This window comes from Nonomuraea turkmeniaca (assembly GCF_005889735.1).
Classification (GTDB): Bacteria; Actinomycetota; Actinomycetes; order Streptosporangiales; family Streptosporangiaceae; genus Nonomuraea; species Nonomuraea turkmeniaca.
Genome location: NZ_VCKY01000025.1, coordinates 20,706 through 36,320, shown reverse-complemented (window position 1 = coordinate 36,320; position 15,615 = coordinate 20,706). Strand labels below are relative to the sequence as shown.

General features: G+C 69.7%; 15 protein-coding genes. 6 read left to right on the top strand and 9 right to left on the bottom strand.

Annotated elements, in window-relative coordinates:
• Positions 1–8: 8 nt before the first annotated feature.
• The 5 genes from ETD86_RS10310 to pepN form a co-directional block, all read right to left on the bottom strand.
• Positions 9–1,283: an ABC transporter substrate-binding protein gene (locus ETD86_RS10310; protein ID WP_138665892.1), complete on the bottom strand. Its 1,275-nt coding sequence runs from the start codon at positions 1,281–1,283 to the stop codon at positions 9–11.
• Positions 1,284–1,295: 12 nt separating this feature from the next.
• Positions 1,296–2,105: a carbohydrate ABC transporter permease gene (locus ETD86_RS10305; RefSeq protein WP_211369952.1), complete on the bottom strand. Its 810-nt coding sequence runs from the start codon at positions 2,103–2,105 to the stop codon at positions 1,296–1,298.
• Positions 2,106–2,160: 55 nt separating this feature from the next.
• Positions 2,161–3,102, bottom strand: a complete 942-nt coding sequence (locus tag ETD86_RS10300; RefSeq protein ID WP_138665891.1) for a carbohydrate ABC transporter permease — start codon at positions 3,100–3,102, stop codon at positions 2,161–2,163.
• 37 nt (positions 3,103–3,139) lie between these two features.
• Positions 3,140–4,324, bottom strand: coding sequence for an ROK family transcriptional regulator (locus tag ETD86_RS10295; RefSeq protein WP_138665890.1), 1,185 nt, complete (start codon positions 4,322–4,324; stop codon positions 3,140–3,142).
• 137 nt (positions 4,325–4,461) lie between these two features.
• A complete protein-coding gene (pepN, locus tag ETD86_RS10290) occupies positions 4,462–7,026 on the bottom strand; it encodes an aminopeptidase N (protein WP_138665889.1) in 2,565 nt (854 codons plus the stop codon).
• A 90-nt stretch (positions 7,027–7,116) separates the two neighbouring features.
• On the opposite strand from pepN, the gene ETD86_RS10285 reads away from it, so the two are divergent.
• Positions 7,117–7,737 carry a mycothiol-dependent nitroreductase Rv2466c family protein gene (locus ETD86_RS10285; protein ID WP_138665888.1) on the top strand — a complete coding sequence of 207 codons (621 nt, stop codon included), beginning with the start codon at positions 7,117–7,119 and terminating at the stop codon, positions 7,735–7,737.
• Positions 7,738–7,867: 130 nt separating this feature from the next.
• Positions 7,868–9,271: an aldehyde dehydrogenase family protein gene (locus ETD86_RS10280; protein ID WP_138665887.1), complete on the top strand. Its 1,404-nt coding sequence runs from the start codon at positions 7,868–7,870 to the stop codon at positions 9,269–9,271.
• On the opposite strand, the gene ETD86_RS10275 is transcribed toward ETD86_RS10280, so the two are convergent.
• Both ETD86_RS10275 and def read right to left on the bottom strand, forming a co-directional pair.
• Entirely contained in the window at positions 9,268–9,999 is a 732-nt protein-coding gene (locus ETD86_RS10275; protein WP_138665886.1) for an SDR family oxidoreductase, read from the bottom strand. The two genes, ETD86_RS10280 and ETD86_RS10275, sit on opposite strands and share 4 nt — an antisense overlap.
• A gap of 9 nt (positions 10,000–10,008) precedes the next feature.
• Positions 10,009–10,494 carry a peptide deformylase gene (gene def, locus ETD86_RS10270; protein ID WP_138665885.1) on the bottom strand — a complete coding sequence of 162 codons (486 nt, stop codon included), beginning with the start codon at positions 10,492–10,494 and terminating at the stop codon, positions 10,009–10,011.
• Between the two features lie 90 nt (positions 10,495–10,584).
• On the opposite strand from def, the gene ETD86_RS10265 reads away from it, so the two are divergent.
• On the top strand, positions 10,585–11,052 hold the full coding sequence (locus ETD86_RS10265; RefSeq protein ID WP_138665884.1) for a ribose-5-phosphate isomerase: 468 nt from the start codon (positions 10,585–10,587) through the stop codon (positions 11,050–11,052).
• Here the strand turns inward: ETD86_RS10265 and ETD86_RS54975 are convergent, their stop codons facing one another.
• Positions 11,053–11,205 carry a hypothetical protein gene (locus ETD86_RS54975; protein WP_170222982.1) on the bottom strand — a complete coding sequence of 51 codons (153 nt, stop codon included), beginning with the start codon at positions 11,203–11,205 and terminating at the stop codon, positions 11,053–11,055.
• 100 nt (positions 11,206–11,305) lie between these two features.
• The gene (locus ETD86_RS10260; protein WP_138665883.1) at positions 11,306–12,532 is read right to left on the bottom strand and encodes a GNAT family N-acetyltransferase; all 1,227 of its coding nucleotides are present in this window, start codon (positions 12,530–12,532) and stop codon (positions 11,306–11,308) included.
• A gap of 118 nt (positions 12,533–12,650) precedes the next feature.
• On the opposite strand from ETD86_RS10260, the gene ETD86_RS10255 reads away from it, so the two are divergent.
• From ETD86_RS10255 to ETD86_RS10245, 3 genes are all read left to right on the top strand, one after another.
• Positions 12,651–13,766, top strand: a complete 1,116-nt coding sequence (locus ETD86_RS10255) for a PP2C family protein-serine/threonine phosphatase (protein ID WP_138665882.1) — start codon at positions 12,651–12,653, stop codon at positions 13,764–13,766.
• Positions 13,767–13,860: 94 nt separating this feature from the next.
• Positions 13,861–15,165, top strand: coding sequence for a M50 family metallopeptidase (locus ETD86_RS10250; protein WP_138665881.1), 1,305 nt, complete (start codon positions 13,861–13,863; stop codon positions 15,163–15,165).
• Positions 15,166–15,171: 6 nt separating this feature from the next.
• Entirely contained in the window at positions 15,172–15,531 is a 360-nt protein-coding gene (locus ETD86_RS10245; protein WP_211369951.1) for an MmcQ/YjbR family DNA-binding protein, read from the top strand.
• The last annotated feature ends 84 nt before the right edge of the window (positions 15,532–15,615 follow it).

The following is a 15,615-nucleotide window of genomic DNA, read 5'->3' as shown; positions in this document are numbered from 1 at the left end:
TAGACAACTCAGCCGAGCAGGGCGTCGACGTCGGCGGCGGCGGCCTTGAGCGCGTCCTCCACGGAGGTGCGGCCGGCGGCGGCCTCGGTCAGCTGCTTGGTCACCGCGTCCTGCATCTCCTGCTGGCGCTTGATGACCGGCGGCAACGCGATCGACTTCAGCGAGTCGAACACCGCCTGCCGGTTGGCCGGCTTCGGGTCCTTGAGGTAGCCGGAGAGCACCTGCTGGTCGGCGACCGGCGGCAGCTCCCAGGACGACTGGATGCGGGTGGTGGCGGCGACGTTCGAGGACGACAGGAAGCGGGCCCACGCGTACGCGTCCTTGCCGGCCTTGGTGCCGGAGGAGATGGCGACGGCGTTGTGGAAGACCGCGCTGGCCTTGTTCGCGTCACCGGGCTCGACGACCACGTCCCACTCGAACGGCACGTCCTTGAGCCCCGCGAACTGCCAGATGCCGTTGTGCCACATGGCGAGCTTGCCGGACTTGAACAGGTTCGTGTCGTAGTCGGCGGCGCCGCCGATCTCGGCCTCGGTCGGCATCGACTTGCCGACCTTGCCGACCAGCCACTTGGCGGCCTTGACGCCCTCGGGGCTGTTGAACGTGGCCTTCTTGCCGTCGGCCGACAGGAACTCGCCGCCCGCCTGCTTGAGCGTCTTGTAGAACTCGAAGAACTGCACCGGCTGGAAGTCGCCGTACACGCCCTTCTTCCTGTCGGTCAGCTCGGCCGCGGCGGCCTGCTCGTCGGCCCACGTCCAGTCCGCCGTGGGCTCGGCCACCCCGGCCTTCTTGAAGAGGTCCTTGTTGTAGAAGAGCACGACCGTGGAGAAGGAGGCCGGCAGCGCGTACTGCTTGCCGTCCTGTTGGAACGCGTTGAGCGACTCCTGCGCGTAGACCGAGGTGTCGCCGTCACCGGCCACCGTGCCGAGGTCCAGCAGGGAGCCCGCGCTGGCGTAGGTGACGAAGTTCTCGTAGTTGAGCTCGAACGCGTCCGGCGCGGTGCCGCCCGCGATGCTGGTCTGGAGCTTGGTGAAGTACTCCTCGAAGGGCGCGGTCTCGACGACCACGTCCACCTTCGGGTTCTCCTTCTCGAAGGCCTTCTCGATCGTGTCGAGGTCCTTGAGGTGGTCGGGGGCCGCGGAGAAGGTGAAGTACCGCACGGTGGCCTTGCCGTCGGCGCCGGAGGGGGCCCTGGTGGCCGACCCCTGGGAGCAGGCGGAGGCGAGCAGCGCTACGGCTGCCACAGTGGCGATGGCGGCGTTTCTCGACCCTGGAAAATGAGACATGGGGGGATTCCTTTACTTGAGCCCGCTCTGCGCGACGCTGGCGATGACGTGCTTCTGCGCGAAGACGTAGAGGATGAGGATCGGTACGACGCTGATCACCGAGCCCGCCATGACCACGTCCCACTGCGTGGTGAACTGGCCGTGCAGCGTGGCCAGGCCCAGCGGGAGGGTCATGAACTCGGGCGACTTGATGATGATCAGCGGCCAGAGATAGCTGTTCCAGCTGGCCATGAAGCCGAAGATGGCGAACGTGGCCAGCGCCGGCCGGATCAGCGGCAGCACCACGTACAGAAAGATCCGGAAATGCCCGGCGCCGTCCAGGACGGCCGCCTCGTCGAACTCCCGCGGCACCTGGTTGATCGCCTGCCGCAGCAGGAACACCCCGAACGCCGAGGCGATCGTCGGCGCCAGCAACGCGAAGTACGTGTCCACGAGCCCGAACGTGCGCATCTCGATGAACAGCGGCACGACCAGCACCGGCAGCGGCATCATCAACGTCGTCAGGTACACCGCGAACAACGCGCCCCGGCCGGGGAACGGCAGCCGGGCGAACGCGTAGGCGGCCATCGCGCTGGTGATCAGCTGCAGCATGGTGGAGGCCGCACCGATCCAGGCGCTGTTGAGCACGATCCGCCAGAACGGCAGGGTCTCCAGCAGTTTGCCGTACGCGTCCAGGCTCGCGCCCTCCGGCGTGAAGTCCGGCGGCACGGCGAGCACGGCGTCGCTCGGCGTGATGGAGGTGATCACCGCCCACCCGAACGGGAACAACATTGCCAGCGCGCCCAGCCCGACCAGCAGATAGCGGGCTATTTGGCCGAGCACCGCCCGGCGTGCTCCGATGGATGTCCTCGTTTCGCCGCGGATCCGTCCTCGCGCCTTACCCATACGTCACCCACCGCTTCTGGCCCCGGATCTGGATGATCGTCACGATCAGCACGACTGCGAACAACAACCAGGACAACGCGGAGGCCGCGCCGGCCCGGCCGTACCTGAACGTGAGGTCGTAGATCTGCGACACCACGACCTGCGTGGCCCCGCCGGGACCGCCGTTCGTCATGATCTTGACCTGGTCGAAGACCTGGAAGCCGTTGATCAGCGAGATCACGACCACGAAGAACGTCGAGGGGGACAGCAGTGGGAGCGTGATGTGCCGGAACCTGCGCCACGCCGTGGCGCCGTCCACCATGGCCGCCTCCTGGTACTCGCGGGGGATCGCCTGCAGCCCGGCCAGCAGGATGATCATCACGAAGCCCAGGTCCTTCCAGGCCGAGGCCAGGATGACCGACGGCATCGCCCAGGCCGGGTCGGTCCACCAGCCGGGCCCGCTGATCCCGAACAGGCCGAGGGCCCAGTTGACGATGCCGCTGGCCGGATTGAGCAGCCACTTCCACATCAGCGCCACGACCACCCAGCTGGTGATCACCGGCAGGAAGTAGATGCCGCGCAGCAGGCTCCGGCCGGACCCAGTCGATCGGGGCGCCCGGTTGAGCAGCAACGCCAGGCCGAGGCCGCCCGCGTAGACGAGCGGCAGGTAGCCGGCGATGAAGGAGAGCGTGTGCAGGAACGCCGCCCGGGTCCCCGGATCGCCGATCAGCTCGATGTAGTTGCCCAGGCCGACCCAGCGCATCTCGGTGATGAGGTCCCATTCGTGCAGGCTTGTCCAGAGCGAGCCGAGCATGGGGATGATCGTGTAGAGCGTCAGGGGGACGAGGCTCGGCAGCAGGAACACCGCGACGGTGCCGGCGTACCGCCAGCCCTTGCGTGGCCTGGCCCGCTGATGCGTGACCCGCTCCTCCGGCGGGGCCGCGGTGAGGGTCATGAGATCGTCTCCTCGTTCGTGCGGGCGGACCGGGCGCTCATGGCGTGGCTCCGATCAGCCGGGCACGCACCAGGCGGCCCTGCTCTCCGGCCGCGCCAGCCGCGTCGAACGGGGTCGCCAGCACCAGCGCCGCCGCCCCTTGCGCCCAGCTCGTGTCGTCCCAGCTCTCCACCTCGACGGAGATGTCGCGCCGTCCCGGGTAGAGCTGCGCCCTGAGCGCCTGTTCGAAGCCGTCCCGCCAGAGCGGCCAGTCCGCCGTGCCCTCGCCGAGCACGACCACGACCTCCGGGTCCACGACGTTGATCAGCCCGGCGGTGGCCCGCCCGAGGATCGCCCCGGCCTCGGCGAACACGGCACGCGCCGCCGGGTCGCCGGCCGCGGCGGCCTGCCCGAGCGGGGCCTCCACTCGGCCGGCGGACTTCGCGCGGGCCGCCGCGAGGAGACCTGCCGAGCCCACGAACGCCTCCAGGCAGCCGCGGGCCCCGCAGCCGCACATCGGTCCGTCCGGGTCCACCGGCAGGTGGCCGAACTCGCCGGCGCCGCCCCGCGCCCCCCGGTACACCCGGCCGTCGGCGACGATCGCCGCGCCGACGCCGCGGCCGATCGTCACCACGAGGAAGTCCCGGTGCGTACGCCCCCGGCCGTACAGCCGCTCGGCGACCGCCAGCGCGTTCACGTCGTTCTCCACCAGCACCGGGAGCCGCAACCTGCGCCGCAGCCGCTCGCCGACCGGCATCGCCTGCCACCCCAGCGTCGGCGCGTTCACCGTGCCGGCCGCCTGGTCCTCCACGCTGCCCGGCACCCCGACCCCCACGCCCAGCAGCGGCGGCCCGTCGCCCGGCACCGCCGACTCCACGGCCGCCGCCAGCTCGTCGAGCGCGTCGGCCGATGACGGGTCGAACGGCCGCTCCCACGACCCGAGCACCTCGCCGTCCAGCCGCACATCTACCAGCACCAGATGATCGGCCGTCACCTTGACGCCCAGTGCGTGCCCGGCCCCGCCCACCAGCCCGAGCCGAACGGCGGGCCGCCCGCCGCGCGACGGCTTGAGGTCGAGCTCCTCCAGCATTCCGTGCCCCATGAGCTCGCGCGTGAGCTGCGTGACGGTGGCCGGGCTGAGGTCCAGCTCGCGTGCTATCTCGGTCCGGCTGAGCGGCCCGCCGGTGCCCAGCAGGGCCAGGATCGCCGTCCTGGTGAGGTCGCCGCGGTCAGTGGCTGCCATGAAGGTTCAGGACTTTCTTTAGAAGTAAAGTTAGTCCTGAAATATGGCTGGCGGGCCACTTCCTGTCAAGAGCCGGAAACGTCCCGGAAACGCGGAAGGCCCCCGCCAGGCGTGGCGGGGGCCTTCAGGGACGAGGATCAGGCGGACGCGGCGTCCTTCTCGCGGTTACGCAGCGCGCGGCGGACGCCGTCGGCGCCCTCCAGGATCATCCTGCGCAGCGCCTGCGGCGGCTGCTCGGCCGCCAGGTAGTCCTCGGCGGCCTGCACGGTCACCGGCTCGATGAGCAGCGAGGGGAAGCACCCCACCGCGAACGACGACGCCTGGTCGTACGTCCACTCCTTGTAGACGCGCCCGACCTCGGCGAAGTACTTCGCGCGGAACGGCTCCAGGAGCTCGGGGTGGTGCGGGTCCTGGAAGCCGCCGATCGTCGCCCTGGCAATGTGATTGGCCAGCTCGCCGCCCAGGATCCGGTCCCACGCCGCGTTCTTGGCCTCGGCGGTGGGCACCGCGGCCCGGCACTGCGCGGCCGACCGCTCACCCGTCGCCGTAGGGTCGCGCTTCAGCTCGGCCTCGATGTCGGCCTCGCCCATCCGGCCGCCGGTGACGAGCGCGTGCACCAGAGTCCAGCGCAGGTCGGCGTCCACGCTCAGCCCGTCGGGCACCTCCGTGCCGTCCAGGATGCGCTGCAGCAGGTCCAGGTCCTCCGCCGAGATGGCCACCGGCGCGAACGCCTGCAGGAACGCCAGCTGGTGGTCCGACCCGGGCTCGGCCGAGCCGAGCAGCGAGCGCAGCTCCCGCGCCAGCAGCGCCAGGCCCTCCGCCCGCCACGACGGGGCCGCGTACTGCTGGGCGGCCATACGCGCCTGCCGCAGGATCGTCTGCAGCACCGTGATGTCCGTGACCGTGCCCGCGCCCGAGACGACCAGCTTGACGTAGTCGCGCGTGGACATCTCGCCGTCGCGGGTCATGTCCCAGGCCGCCGACCAGCACAGCGCGCGCGGCAGCGACTCGGTGAACGTGACGATGCCGCCGTCCACCAGCGTGCGCAGCGAGTCCTCGTCGAGCCGGACCTTGGCGTAGGTCAGGTCGTCGTCGTTGAGCAGCACCAGGTCGGGCTGCTCCTCGCCGACCAGCTCGGCCACGCTCGTACGCGCGCCCACCACGTCCAGCTCGACCCGCTTGGTCCGCGTCAGCTTGCCGTCCACCAGGGAGTACAGGCCGATCGCGATGCGGTGCGAGCGCAGCGTCGGATAGTCGGCCGGCGCCTCCTGCAGCACGTCGAACGCGGTGAACCGGCCCTCCGACACCTCGAACGAGGGCCGCAGCGTGTTGACCCAGGAGGTCTCCAGCCACTCCTTCGACCAGGCGGACAGGTCCCGTCCGGAGGTCCGCTCCAGGGCGTCGAGCAGGTCCTTCAGCTCGGTGTTGCCCCAGGCGTGCTCGGCGAAGTAGTCGCGCACGCCGGCCAGGAAGTTGTCCAGCCCCACGTACGCGACCAGTTGCTTGAGCACCGAGGCGCCCTTGGCGTACGTGATGCCGTCGAAGTTGACCTCGACCGCCTGCATGTCCGGGATGTCCGCGGCGATCGGGTGCGTGGACGGCAGCTGGTCCTGGCGGTAGGCCCAGGCCTTCTCCACGTTCGCGAACGTCGTCCACGCGCCCTTGCCCCACCGGGTGGCCTCGGCCTGGGCGAGCACGGACATGTAGGTGGCGAACGACTCGTTCAGCCACAGGTCGTCCCACCAGCGCATGGTGACGAGGTCGCCGAACCACATGTGCGCCATCTCGTGCAGGATCGTCTCCGCGCGCCGCTCGACGACCGCGTCGGTGACCCGGGAGCGGAAGACGTAGTCCTCCAGGTACGTCACGCAGCCGGCGTTCTCCATCGCGCCGGCGTTGAACTCGGGCACGAAGGCCTGGTCGTACTTGCCGAACGGGTAGCGCACGCCGAACACCCGGTGGAAGAAGTCGAAGCCCTGCCGGGTGACCTCGAAGAGGTTGTCGGAGTCGAGGTGCTCGGCCAGCGAGGCCCGGCAGTAGAGGCCGAGCGGGATGCCGTCGTGCTCCGAGGTGACCTTGTGATACGGCCCGGCCACCAGCGCCGTGATGTAGGTGGACATGACCGGCGTGACCGCGAACTCCCACCGTTTGGCCGCGTGCACGGTCCCGTGCTTGCCGGCCTGCTCCGGCAGGCCCTCCACGTTGACGGCGGCGGCGTTGGAGATCACCTCCCAGTCCGCCGGGGCCAGCACGGTCAGCTGGAACGTGGCCTTGAGGTCGGGCTGGTCGAAGCACGCGTACATGCGGTGGGCGTCGGCCGTCTCGAACTGGCTGTGCAGGTAGACACGCTGGTCGACCGGGTCGACGAAACGGTGCAGACCCTCGCCGGTGCGCATGTAGGCGCAGTCGGCGTCGATCCGCAGCTCGTTGGACTCGGCGAGCGACGGGAGCGGGAACCGGCCCTTCTCCGCGTCGTAGGCCGCCACGTCGAGGTCCTGGCCGTTCAGCGTCGCCTTGCGCACCTGCGCGCCGTGCAGGTCGATGAAGGTGGACGCACCCGAGGTGGCGCTGCTGAAGCGGACCGACGTGACGCTCTCGAAGCGCTCGTCCCCTTCCGTCAGGTCCAGTGCGACCTCGTACGACTCGACCCTCAACAGCCGGGCGCGCTCTCGCGCCTCGTCCCGGGTCAGGTTGCCTGCCAAGTTGCGCTCCTTTTCACCACTTCGTCGGGGTTGTCCGTCATCCTGTCACGGTGGGAATAGGACCCGAACCCCTTCAGGTTATGGCCAGACATGGCTGAGAAGATTCCCGTGGACCTCTGGTTCGATCCCTCGTGTCCGTTCGCCTGGGTCACATCGCGGTGGCTGCTCGAAGTCGAGCAGGTCCGCCCCATCGACCCCCGCTTCCGGTTCATGTCACTGCACTTCCTCAACGAGGACAAGGACGTCCCGGAGGACTACAAGGCACGGGCCGCCAAGGCCATGGGGTCTGTCAGGGTGGTGGCCGCGGCCGCGGCCAAGCACGGGGAGGAGTACGTCGGGCGCCTCTACACCGAGCTCGGCACGCGCCTGCACAACCAGGGCCTCGGCAAGCAGCCCGAACGCCTGCGGGAGATCAACGAGGCCGCGCTCGAGGCCGTCGGCCTCGACGGGAACCTCGCCGACGCGATGGAGTCCGAGGAGTGGGACGAGATCATCCGTGCCTCGCACGACGAGGGCATCACGCTCGTCGGGCAGGAGGTCGGCACGCCGATCATCCGGGTGGGGGCCAACGCCTTCTTCGGGCCGGTGATCACCAAGATCATCAGGGGCGAGGACGCGGGCCGGCTGTGGGACGGCGTGCTGGCGGTCACGGAGTTCGATGACTTCTTCGAGTTGAAGCGCACCCGGACGCGCCGCCCGGCTTTCGATTGACAAATGCGTATTGTCAGCGCAATAGCCATACCCTGGCGGGGGAAAAGAAGCTGGTAGCGGTGTAGCAGACCTTATCCCGCCCTCGGTCCGGCACTCGCGGCCGGTCCTGGGGACTGTCAAGATGGTGGCCATGCGTCAGCTGTACATCGGCGGCTCCTGGGTCGCGTCGTTGTCCGACGAGCCCATCGAGGTCGTGAACCCGGCCACGGAAGAGATCATCGACCGCGTGCCCGCGGGCTGCGCCGACGATGTGGAGTCGGCCGCCAACGCCGCGAGACGGGCCTTCCTCTCCTGGTCGCAGACGGCCGCCGCGGAGCGGGGCAAGCTCCTCGGCGACGCGGCCGAGCTGCTCAGACAGCGGTCCGACGAGATCGCCAAGACCATCGCGACGGACATGGGGTCGCCGCTGGGCTTCGCGCTCAAGGTCCAGACGCTGATGCCGGCCGGCGTGCTGGCGTCCTATGCCCGGCTGGCGGAGAGCCACCCGCGCGAGTCGCGGGTCGGCAACTCGCTCGTCGTCAAGGAGCCGATCGGGGTGGTCGCGGCGATCACGCCGTGGAACTACCCGCTGCACCAGATCATCTGCAAGGTCGGTCCCGCGCTGGCCGCCGGGTGCACCGTCGTGCTCAAGCCGAGCGAGGTCGCGCCGCTGGCGGCGTACGCGCTGGCGGAGATCTTCGACGAGGTGGGCCTGCCCCCGGGCGTGTTCAACCTGCTGAGCGGGCGCGGCCCGGTCGTGGGCGAGGCCATGGCCGCCCACCCCGAAGTGGACATGGTCTCCTTCACCGGTTCGACGACGGCCGGGCGCCGGGTCGCCTCGCTGGCGGCCGAGTCGGTCAAGCGGGTCGCGCTGGAGCTCGGCGGCAAGTCCGCCAACATCATCCTGCCCGACGCCGACCTGGAGACGGCCGTCAAGGTCGGCGTGGCCAACTGCTTCGTCAACGCGGGCCAGACCTGCTCGGCGTGGACCCGCATGCTCGTCCACCGCGACCAGTACGACACCGCCGTCCGCCTGGCCGTCGCGGCCGCGGGCAAGTACACCGTCGGCGATCCGTTCGACGAGTCCACCAGGATCGGCCCGCTGGTCTCGCAGGTCCAGCGCGACCGCGTCGTCCGCTACATCAACCGGGGCCAGGAGGAAGGCGCCCGGCTGGTGGCGGGCGGGACCGAGCGGCCGCACGAGCGCGGCTACTACGTCGAGCCCACGGTGTTCGCGAGTGTGGAGCCGGGCATGACGATCGAGCAGGAGGAGATCTTCGGCCCGGTGTTGTCGCTGATCCCGTACACGAGCGAGGACCAGGCCGTCGAGATCGCCAACGACACCAAATACGGCCTGGCCGGCGCCGTCTGGTCGGGCGCCGAGGAGCATGCGGTCGCGGTCGCCCGCCGGCTGCGCACCGGCCAGGTCGCCATCAACGGCGGCAAGTTCAACCCGCTGGCCCCCTTCGGCGGCTACAAGCAGTCCGGCGTGGGGAGGGAGCTCGGCGAGCACGGCCTGGAGGAGTACCTGGAGATCAAGTCTCTCCAGCTCTAGACGATCAGCCCGCCGCTGGCGAGCAGGTTGTGGCCGGTCACCCACCGGCCGTCAGGACCGGCCAGGAACGCCACCACGGCCGCGATGTCGTCGGGCCGGCCGAGCCGTTGCAGCGCCGTGAACGCCGAGGTCTGCTCCAGCGCCTCCGGCGGATTGGCGTTGCGCAGCATGTCGGTGTCCGTGGCGCCCGATGAGACGACGTTGACCGTGATCTCGCGCCCGCCCAGCTCTCGCGCCGCCACCTTGGCGAACTGCTCGATCGCGCCCTTGCTGCCGCAGTAGAGCGCCAGCGCGGGCGCGGGCACCTGGGTGTTGAGCGTGGAGATGTTGACGATGCGCCCGCCGTCGCGCATCACCCGCGCCGCCCACTGCATGGCCAGGAACACCGCCCGCGTGTTCACCGCGAACGCCCGCTCGTAGTCCTCGTCCGTGACCTCCGCCATGGGCTTCTGCGCGGCGGTGGTCGCGGCGTTGTTGACCAGGATGTCCAGCCCCGGCAGCCGCGCTTCCGCCGCGGCGAACAGCCGCTCCAGGTCGGTCTTGGCGCCCAGATCCGCGTGGACGGCGTGCGCGCCGGTCTCCTTCGCGACCTGCTGCGCCGCTTCCTCCGAGTGCTCGTAACAGAAGACGACCTCGGCGCCGTCCTGCCTCAACCGCTCCACGATGGCCTTGCCGATGCCTCTGGAGCCGCCTGTGACCAATGCGCCCTTCCCAGAAAGTACGCTCATGCGCCCAACCTATGCCTTGAGTACGATCTTGCGCGCTTCGTTCTTGGGGAGGCGGTCGACGTACAGCTTGCCGTCGAGGTGCTCGGTCTCGTGCTGGAAACAGCGGGCCAGCGAGCCGCGGGCCTTGATCCGCACCGGCCGCTGCAGCCGGTCGAACCCTTCGACGGTCACGCCCGAGGCCCGCGCGACCGGGGCGTAGATGGGCAGGCGCGTCTGGCGGTCGGGCACCGACAGGCACCCTTCCTCGTCGACGATCTCCTCGGGGTCGTCGACCGTCAGGATCGGGTTGATCACGTGGCCCTTGCGCTTGTTGATGTCGTACACGAACAATCGCCGCGACACGCCGATCTGCGGACCGGCCAGGCCGACGCCGTTGACCGTGTACATCGCCTGGAACATCTCCTCGATCAGGCGGCGCAGCTCGCGGTCGAAGTCCGTGACCGGTTCGGCGGGCGTGCGCAGGACCGGATCGCCGACGACGCGGATCTCTCGCATGGGTTTCTGCCTTCGTAAGGACTGGGCAACGGGTGAGGCCCTTACTCTAGCCCGCGAGCTCGATCCTCAGGGCTGTGGAAGACTGGTCGGGTGCGTGTCTACATCGGTGCCGACCATGCCGGCTATGAGCTCAAGAACCACCTCGTGTCCTGGCTGAAGGACCACGGGCACGAAGTGACCGACTGCGGTCCCTTCGTCTATGACGCCGAGGACGACTATCCCGCGTTCGTGCTGCGTGCCGCCGAGGGCGTCGCGGGCGACCCCGCCAGCCTCGGGATCGTGATCGGCGGCTCGGGCAACGGCGAGCAGATCGCCGCCAACAAGGTGCGCGGCATCCGCGCGGCCCTGGCCTGGAGTGAGGAGACGGCCGGCCTGGCCCGCGAGCACAACAACGCCAACGTGGTCAGCGTCGGGGCGCGCATGCACTCCCTCGAGGAGGCCACCAGGTTCGTCGAGGTCTTCCTGACCACGACGTTCTCCGGCAGCGAGCGGCACAGCAGGCGGATCGCGCAGCTGGCCACCTACGAGACGATCGGCCAGCTGCCCTCGCTGCCGTGACTAGCTTCGACTCTTGCCTTTGGACTCCCGCCTGGGCATCTCGTCGCGCAGGGGCCGCCGGTCGGCGGCCTCCTGCTGCTCCTTCGACGATCTCGACACGTCGCGGGCACGCATGGCGATCGTCGCGGTGATCTGCAAGCTTTGCAGCGCCATGCTTGGAGCCTAGCTCGTAGGAAACCCGCATGAGCGGACCGCCGCCCCCACTGGGCGGCCAAGACCGTAGCGACGGCTGCTCAGCAGATTTCCCACGAGGTCAGAAGACCCGTCCGGCGAATGGCTTGGGGCTCCACGACATGGCGGTGGCCAGCGCGCGCACCGCGCCCTGCCGGTGCTCGCGCAGCAGCCCCGCGTCGAGCAGCTGGGTGAGCTGCCCGTCGCCCATGTACGCCGACCCGAGCGCGGCCACCGGCACCGTCAGGTCGGGCTCCTCGTCGACCTGCTTGCACTCGGCGCCCGTCGTGTCCGCGGTGAGCCGCCAGCGGCCGGCGTTCCACGGGCACACCTCGTCCTCCACCTCGATCACGACGTCCACCGGCGCGGAGTAGGCGCGGCCGGCCAGCGCGCGGTCTACCTCGACCAGGCGTACCCACAGCTCGTCGCTCCAGCCGGCGCGTAGCTGCCGCTGGTCGGCCAGCAACGAGATCAGCGGGTCGTCCACCGGCCTGGGCGCCCGCACCGACATGGTGAGGTCGCGGTCGAGGACGCTGCGCCACAGCAGGGCGTAGGCCGCCGGGTCGGCCGCCTCCAGCTCCTGCAGCTGCACCTCTCCAGTGGGCAGGTCGTGCTCGTCCCAGGAGCCCTTGACCCGGAACAGCGCGTACCCGCGCACACCCCGGTCGTCCTCGGCCAGCACCGCGCGCAGCGGCCCCGACCCCCGCTGGTCGAATTCCTCGTCGCCCAGCGAGCTGTCCCAGAACGCCGCACTGCGCTCGTAGCGCCCCGGGCGTGCGGTCACCACGGACGCGTACACCTTCTCCAGGTCGGCACGCGCGTCGGCGGGCTTGGCGACCCTGATCCGCAGCGACGGGTCGACCGGCGCGTTCTTGACGAACGCCGAGGCGTGCTTGTGGACGCGGAACCACAGCAGGCTCGCGGCCCTTCCGTAGCCGTATCTGCCGTAGATCACCGACTCGGAGGCGTACAGCGCGGCGACGGGCTCGCCGCGCTCGCGGATGTCGGCCAGTTGCCTGCGCATCATCGAGGTCAGCACCCCGCGGCGGCGGTGCGAGGGCAGCACGCTGACGGCGGTCACGCCGCCGACGGGCAGCTGCCCGCCGGGGACCGTCATCCGGAAACTGAACACGGCGGTGACCCCCACCATGAGATCGCCGTCGAAGACGGCGAGGGTGCGGTCGAACTCCGTCTCGGCCTTCCAGCGCTCAGCCTGCTGGGGATGCGGGGTCCAATTGAACCCCTCTTCGAGAACCCGGGTGAACGCCGGCCATTCGGCCTCACCAATCGGACGGATCGGGTACGTCATCCGTCCACGGTAGGAGTGGGCATAGGGGGAGGGCCACTGAATATCGGTCCTTAATGATCAAGGCCTTGGTCAAGTGGGCTGCCAAAACACGGGCCAGACCGATACAGTCAGGCGCATCATGAGTTCCCATCCGGCGCCGCTGATCCCGCCACGGGTCCGTGCGGTCCTGGTGCGGGTGCCCTTCCTCGTGTCCATTGTCCGCTTTATCCGCAGGGGTCCGCTGGCCCGCGACCGCAACCTGCTCATCGCCCTGTCCACGCTCGCGATCGTCATCGGCTTGCTGGCCGCGAGGGTCTCGACCGAGTATTTCTCACCCTCGCTGCTCATCCTCGTCACCCTGGTCGGCGGGCTCCAGTTGCGGCTGCGCAGCCTGGTCAAGCTGCTCCTGGCGGTCGGCGCCGCGCTCGGCTTCATCGCGATCATGCTCGGCGTGGGCAGGATCGGGCTGGGGCTGACCGTGACCATCGGGTTCACCACCGTGCTCGCCGTGCTCATGGCGCGCACCAGGGGCAAGCTCGGCGTGCAGGGGCTGCGTGGCGACGCGATGCTGCTGGAGCTGCGTGACCGGCTCAAGAGCCAGGGCGAGCTGCCCCCGCTGCCCAAGGACTGGGGCGGCAAGGTGGTGCTCAAGCAGGCCGGCGGGTCCTCGTTCGGCGGCGACTTCCTGGTCTCCATGCGCGACGGGGACACTGTGGAGATCGCCCTCGTGGACGTGTCCGGCAAGGGTGTGGACGCGGGCACCAGGGCGCTGCTGCTGTCGGGGACGTTCGGCGGGCTGCTCGGCTCGGTCGACGACTTCCTGCCTGCCTGCAACACGTACCTGCACCGTCAGCGGGGCGACGAGGGATTCGTCACGGCCGTGCACGTGCGCCTCGACCTGGCCACGGGCGACTACACGATCACGTCGGCCGGGCATCCGCCGGTGGTGAAGTTCGACGCGGGCACGGGCAACTGGCAGGTCGCCTCAGCCAAGGGCGTGGTCCTCGGCGTGGTGCCCGACCTGCACTGCGAGCCCGACAGCGGCACGCTGCGCAAGGGCGACGCGCTGCTGCTGTTCACCGACGGGCTGATCGAGCAGCCGGGCCGCGACATCGACGCCGGGCTGGACCGGCTGCTCGGCGAGGCGGAGCGGCTGCTGCCGTCCGGGTTCCGCGACGGCGCGAGAGCCCTGGTCAACGCCATGGCCTCCGGCCACAACGACGACTGCGCCCTCGTCCTGATCTGGCGGCCGTAGCCATACCCGCCTCCGCGACCGCCGCGTCGAGTCGGGGGAGTTCGACTACCCTGGGGCTGTCGCGACCGTCCGCCTTGCCCTGGAGCGCACATAGATGAACTGGCTCTATCTGGTGGGGATCCTCATCTTCCTGCTCGGGTTGATGGTCTCCATCGCCTTGCACGAGATCGGCCATCTCGTGCCCGCCAAGATCTTCGGTGTCAAGGTGACCCAATACATGGTCGGCTTCGGCTCGACCGCGTGGTCCCGGCGTAAGGGCGAGACCGAGTACGGCATCAAGTGGATCCCGTTCGGCGGCTACATCCGCATGATCGGCATGTTGCCGCCGCGCCCCGGCGACGACCCGACCAAGGTCAGGAGCACCTCGACGGGCCCGTTCCAGGCCCTCATCGAGTCGGCCCGCGACGCCGCGCAGGAGGAGGTCCGGCCCGGCGACGAGGACCGCGTCTTCTACCGCAAGAAGTGGTGGCAGAAGGTCATCATCATGTCCGGCGGGCCGCTGATGAACTTCGTGCTCGCGTTCGTGTTCTTCAGCATCCTGCTGGTCGGCATCGGCCTGCCCACCTGGGCCCCCGTCGTGTCCCCCGAGACCAACACGTGCGTGATCCCGATCTCTGAGCAGCGCACCGCGTGCAAGCCCACCGACCAGCAGACCCCCGCCGCCCAGGCCGGCCTGAGGCCCGGCGACCGCATGGTCGCCTTCGACGGCCAGAAGATCACCACCTGGGAGGACGCCACCCGCCTGATCCGCGGCCACGGCCCCGGCCCGGTCCAGCTCGGCATCGTCCGCGACGGCAAGCCGATGACGCTCGACGTCACCCTCATCGCCCAGGACCGCCCCAACCTCCAGGACCCCCAGAAGATCGACAAGAACGTCGGCTTCCTCGGCGTCCTGCCGACGGAGGTCATGGAGCAGCAGAGCATGGGCGAGGTCGTCGGCTACATGGGCGCGCTGACGGCCCGCGTGGCGGGCTCCCTGCTCAACCTGCCGGAGAAGATGGTCGGCGTCTGGCACGCGGCCTTCTCGGGCGAGGAACGCGACCCCGAGGGCCCGGTCGGCGTCGTGGGCGCGGGCCGCATGGGCGGCGAGATCCTCGCCTCCGACCTGTCCAACGAGAAGAAGATCGCCATCTTCGTCAACCTGCTGGCCGGCTTCAACCTGGCGATCGGCATGTTCAACCTCATCCCGCTGCTGCCGCTCGACGGCGGCCACATCGCCGGTGGGCTGTGGGAGGGCCTCAAGCGGGCGTACGCCAAGATCATGCGCCGTCCCGAGCCGAAGGCCGTCGACATCGCGAAGGTGCTGCCGCTGACGTACGCGATCGCCATCGTCATGATGATCATGGCCGGCCTGCTGGTCTACGCGGACCTCGTCAACCCCCTCACACTGACGGGCTGACCCTCCGTGGACACCGCCGCCCTGGACCGGCTGCGCGACCTCTGCCTCGCGCTCCCGGAGGTCACCGAACGGCTCAGCCACGGAGAGCCGACCTGGTTCATCCGGGACAAGAAGACGTTCGTCATGTTCGCCGACCACCACCACGACGACCGCCTGGCGTTCTGGTGCGCGGCCCCTCCCGGGGCGCAGGCGGAGCTGGTGGCCGAGGCCCCCGAGCGGTTCTTCCGGCCGCCGTACGTGGGTCATCGTGGCTGGCTCGGCGTCTACCTGGACGTTCCTGAGGTGGACTGGGCGGAGGTGGCCGAGATCGTCGCCGACGCCTACCGCCAGATCGCCCCGAAGACGTTGATCGCCCGCATGCCCTGACCGCGGCCACCCGACCAGGGGGCGAGCGTTCGTCATCAACCCATGACGGGCGGAAGGCGCATCCAGGCGTGGCTCATCGGCCTC

Coding starts and splice junctions, on each gene's coding strand:
- ETD86_RS10310 (WP_138665892.1), bottom strand. CDS start 1,283: ATGTCTCATTTTCCAGGGTCGAGAAACGCCGCCATCGCCACTGTGGCA.
- ETD86_RS10300 (WP_138665891.1), bottom strand. CDS start 3,102: ATGACCCTCACCGCGGCCCCGCCGGAGGAGCGGGTCACGCATCAGCGG.
- ETD86_RS10295 (WP_138665890.1), bottom strand. CDS start 4,324: ATGGCAGCCACTGACCGCGGCGACCTCACCAGGACGGCGATCCTGGCC.
- ETD86_RS10285 (WP_138665888.1), top strand. CDS start 7,117: ATGGCTGAGAAGATTCCCGTGGACCTCTGGTTCGATCCCTCGTGTCCG.
- ETD86_RS10280 (WP_138665887.1), top strand. CDS start 7,868: ATGCGTCAGCTGTACATCGGCGGCTCCTGGGTCGCGTCGTTGTCCGAC.
- ETD86_RS10275 (WP_138665886.1), bottom strand. CDS start 9,999: ATGAGCGTACTTTCTGGGAAGGGCGCATTGGTCACAGGCGGCTCCAGA.
- def (WP_138665885.1), bottom strand. CDS start 10,494: ATGCGAGAGATCCGCGTCGTCGGCGATCCGGTCCTGCGCACGCCCGCC.
- ETD86_RS54975 (WP_170222982.1), bottom strand. CDS start 11,205: ATGGCGCTGCAAAGCTTGCAGATCACCGCGACGATCGCCATGCGTGCC.
- ETD86_RS10260 (WP_138665883.1), bottom strand. CDS start 12,532: ATGACGTACCCGATCCGTCCGATTGGTGAGGCCGAATGGCCGGCGTTC.
- ETD86_RS10255 (WP_138665882.1), top strand. CDS start 12,651: ATGAGTTCCCATCCGGCGCCGCTGATCCCGCCACGGGTCCGTGCGGTC.
- ETD86_RS10250 (WP_138665881.1), top strand. CDS start 13,861: ATGAACTGGCTCTATCTGGTGGGGATCCTCATCTTCCTGCTCGGGTTG.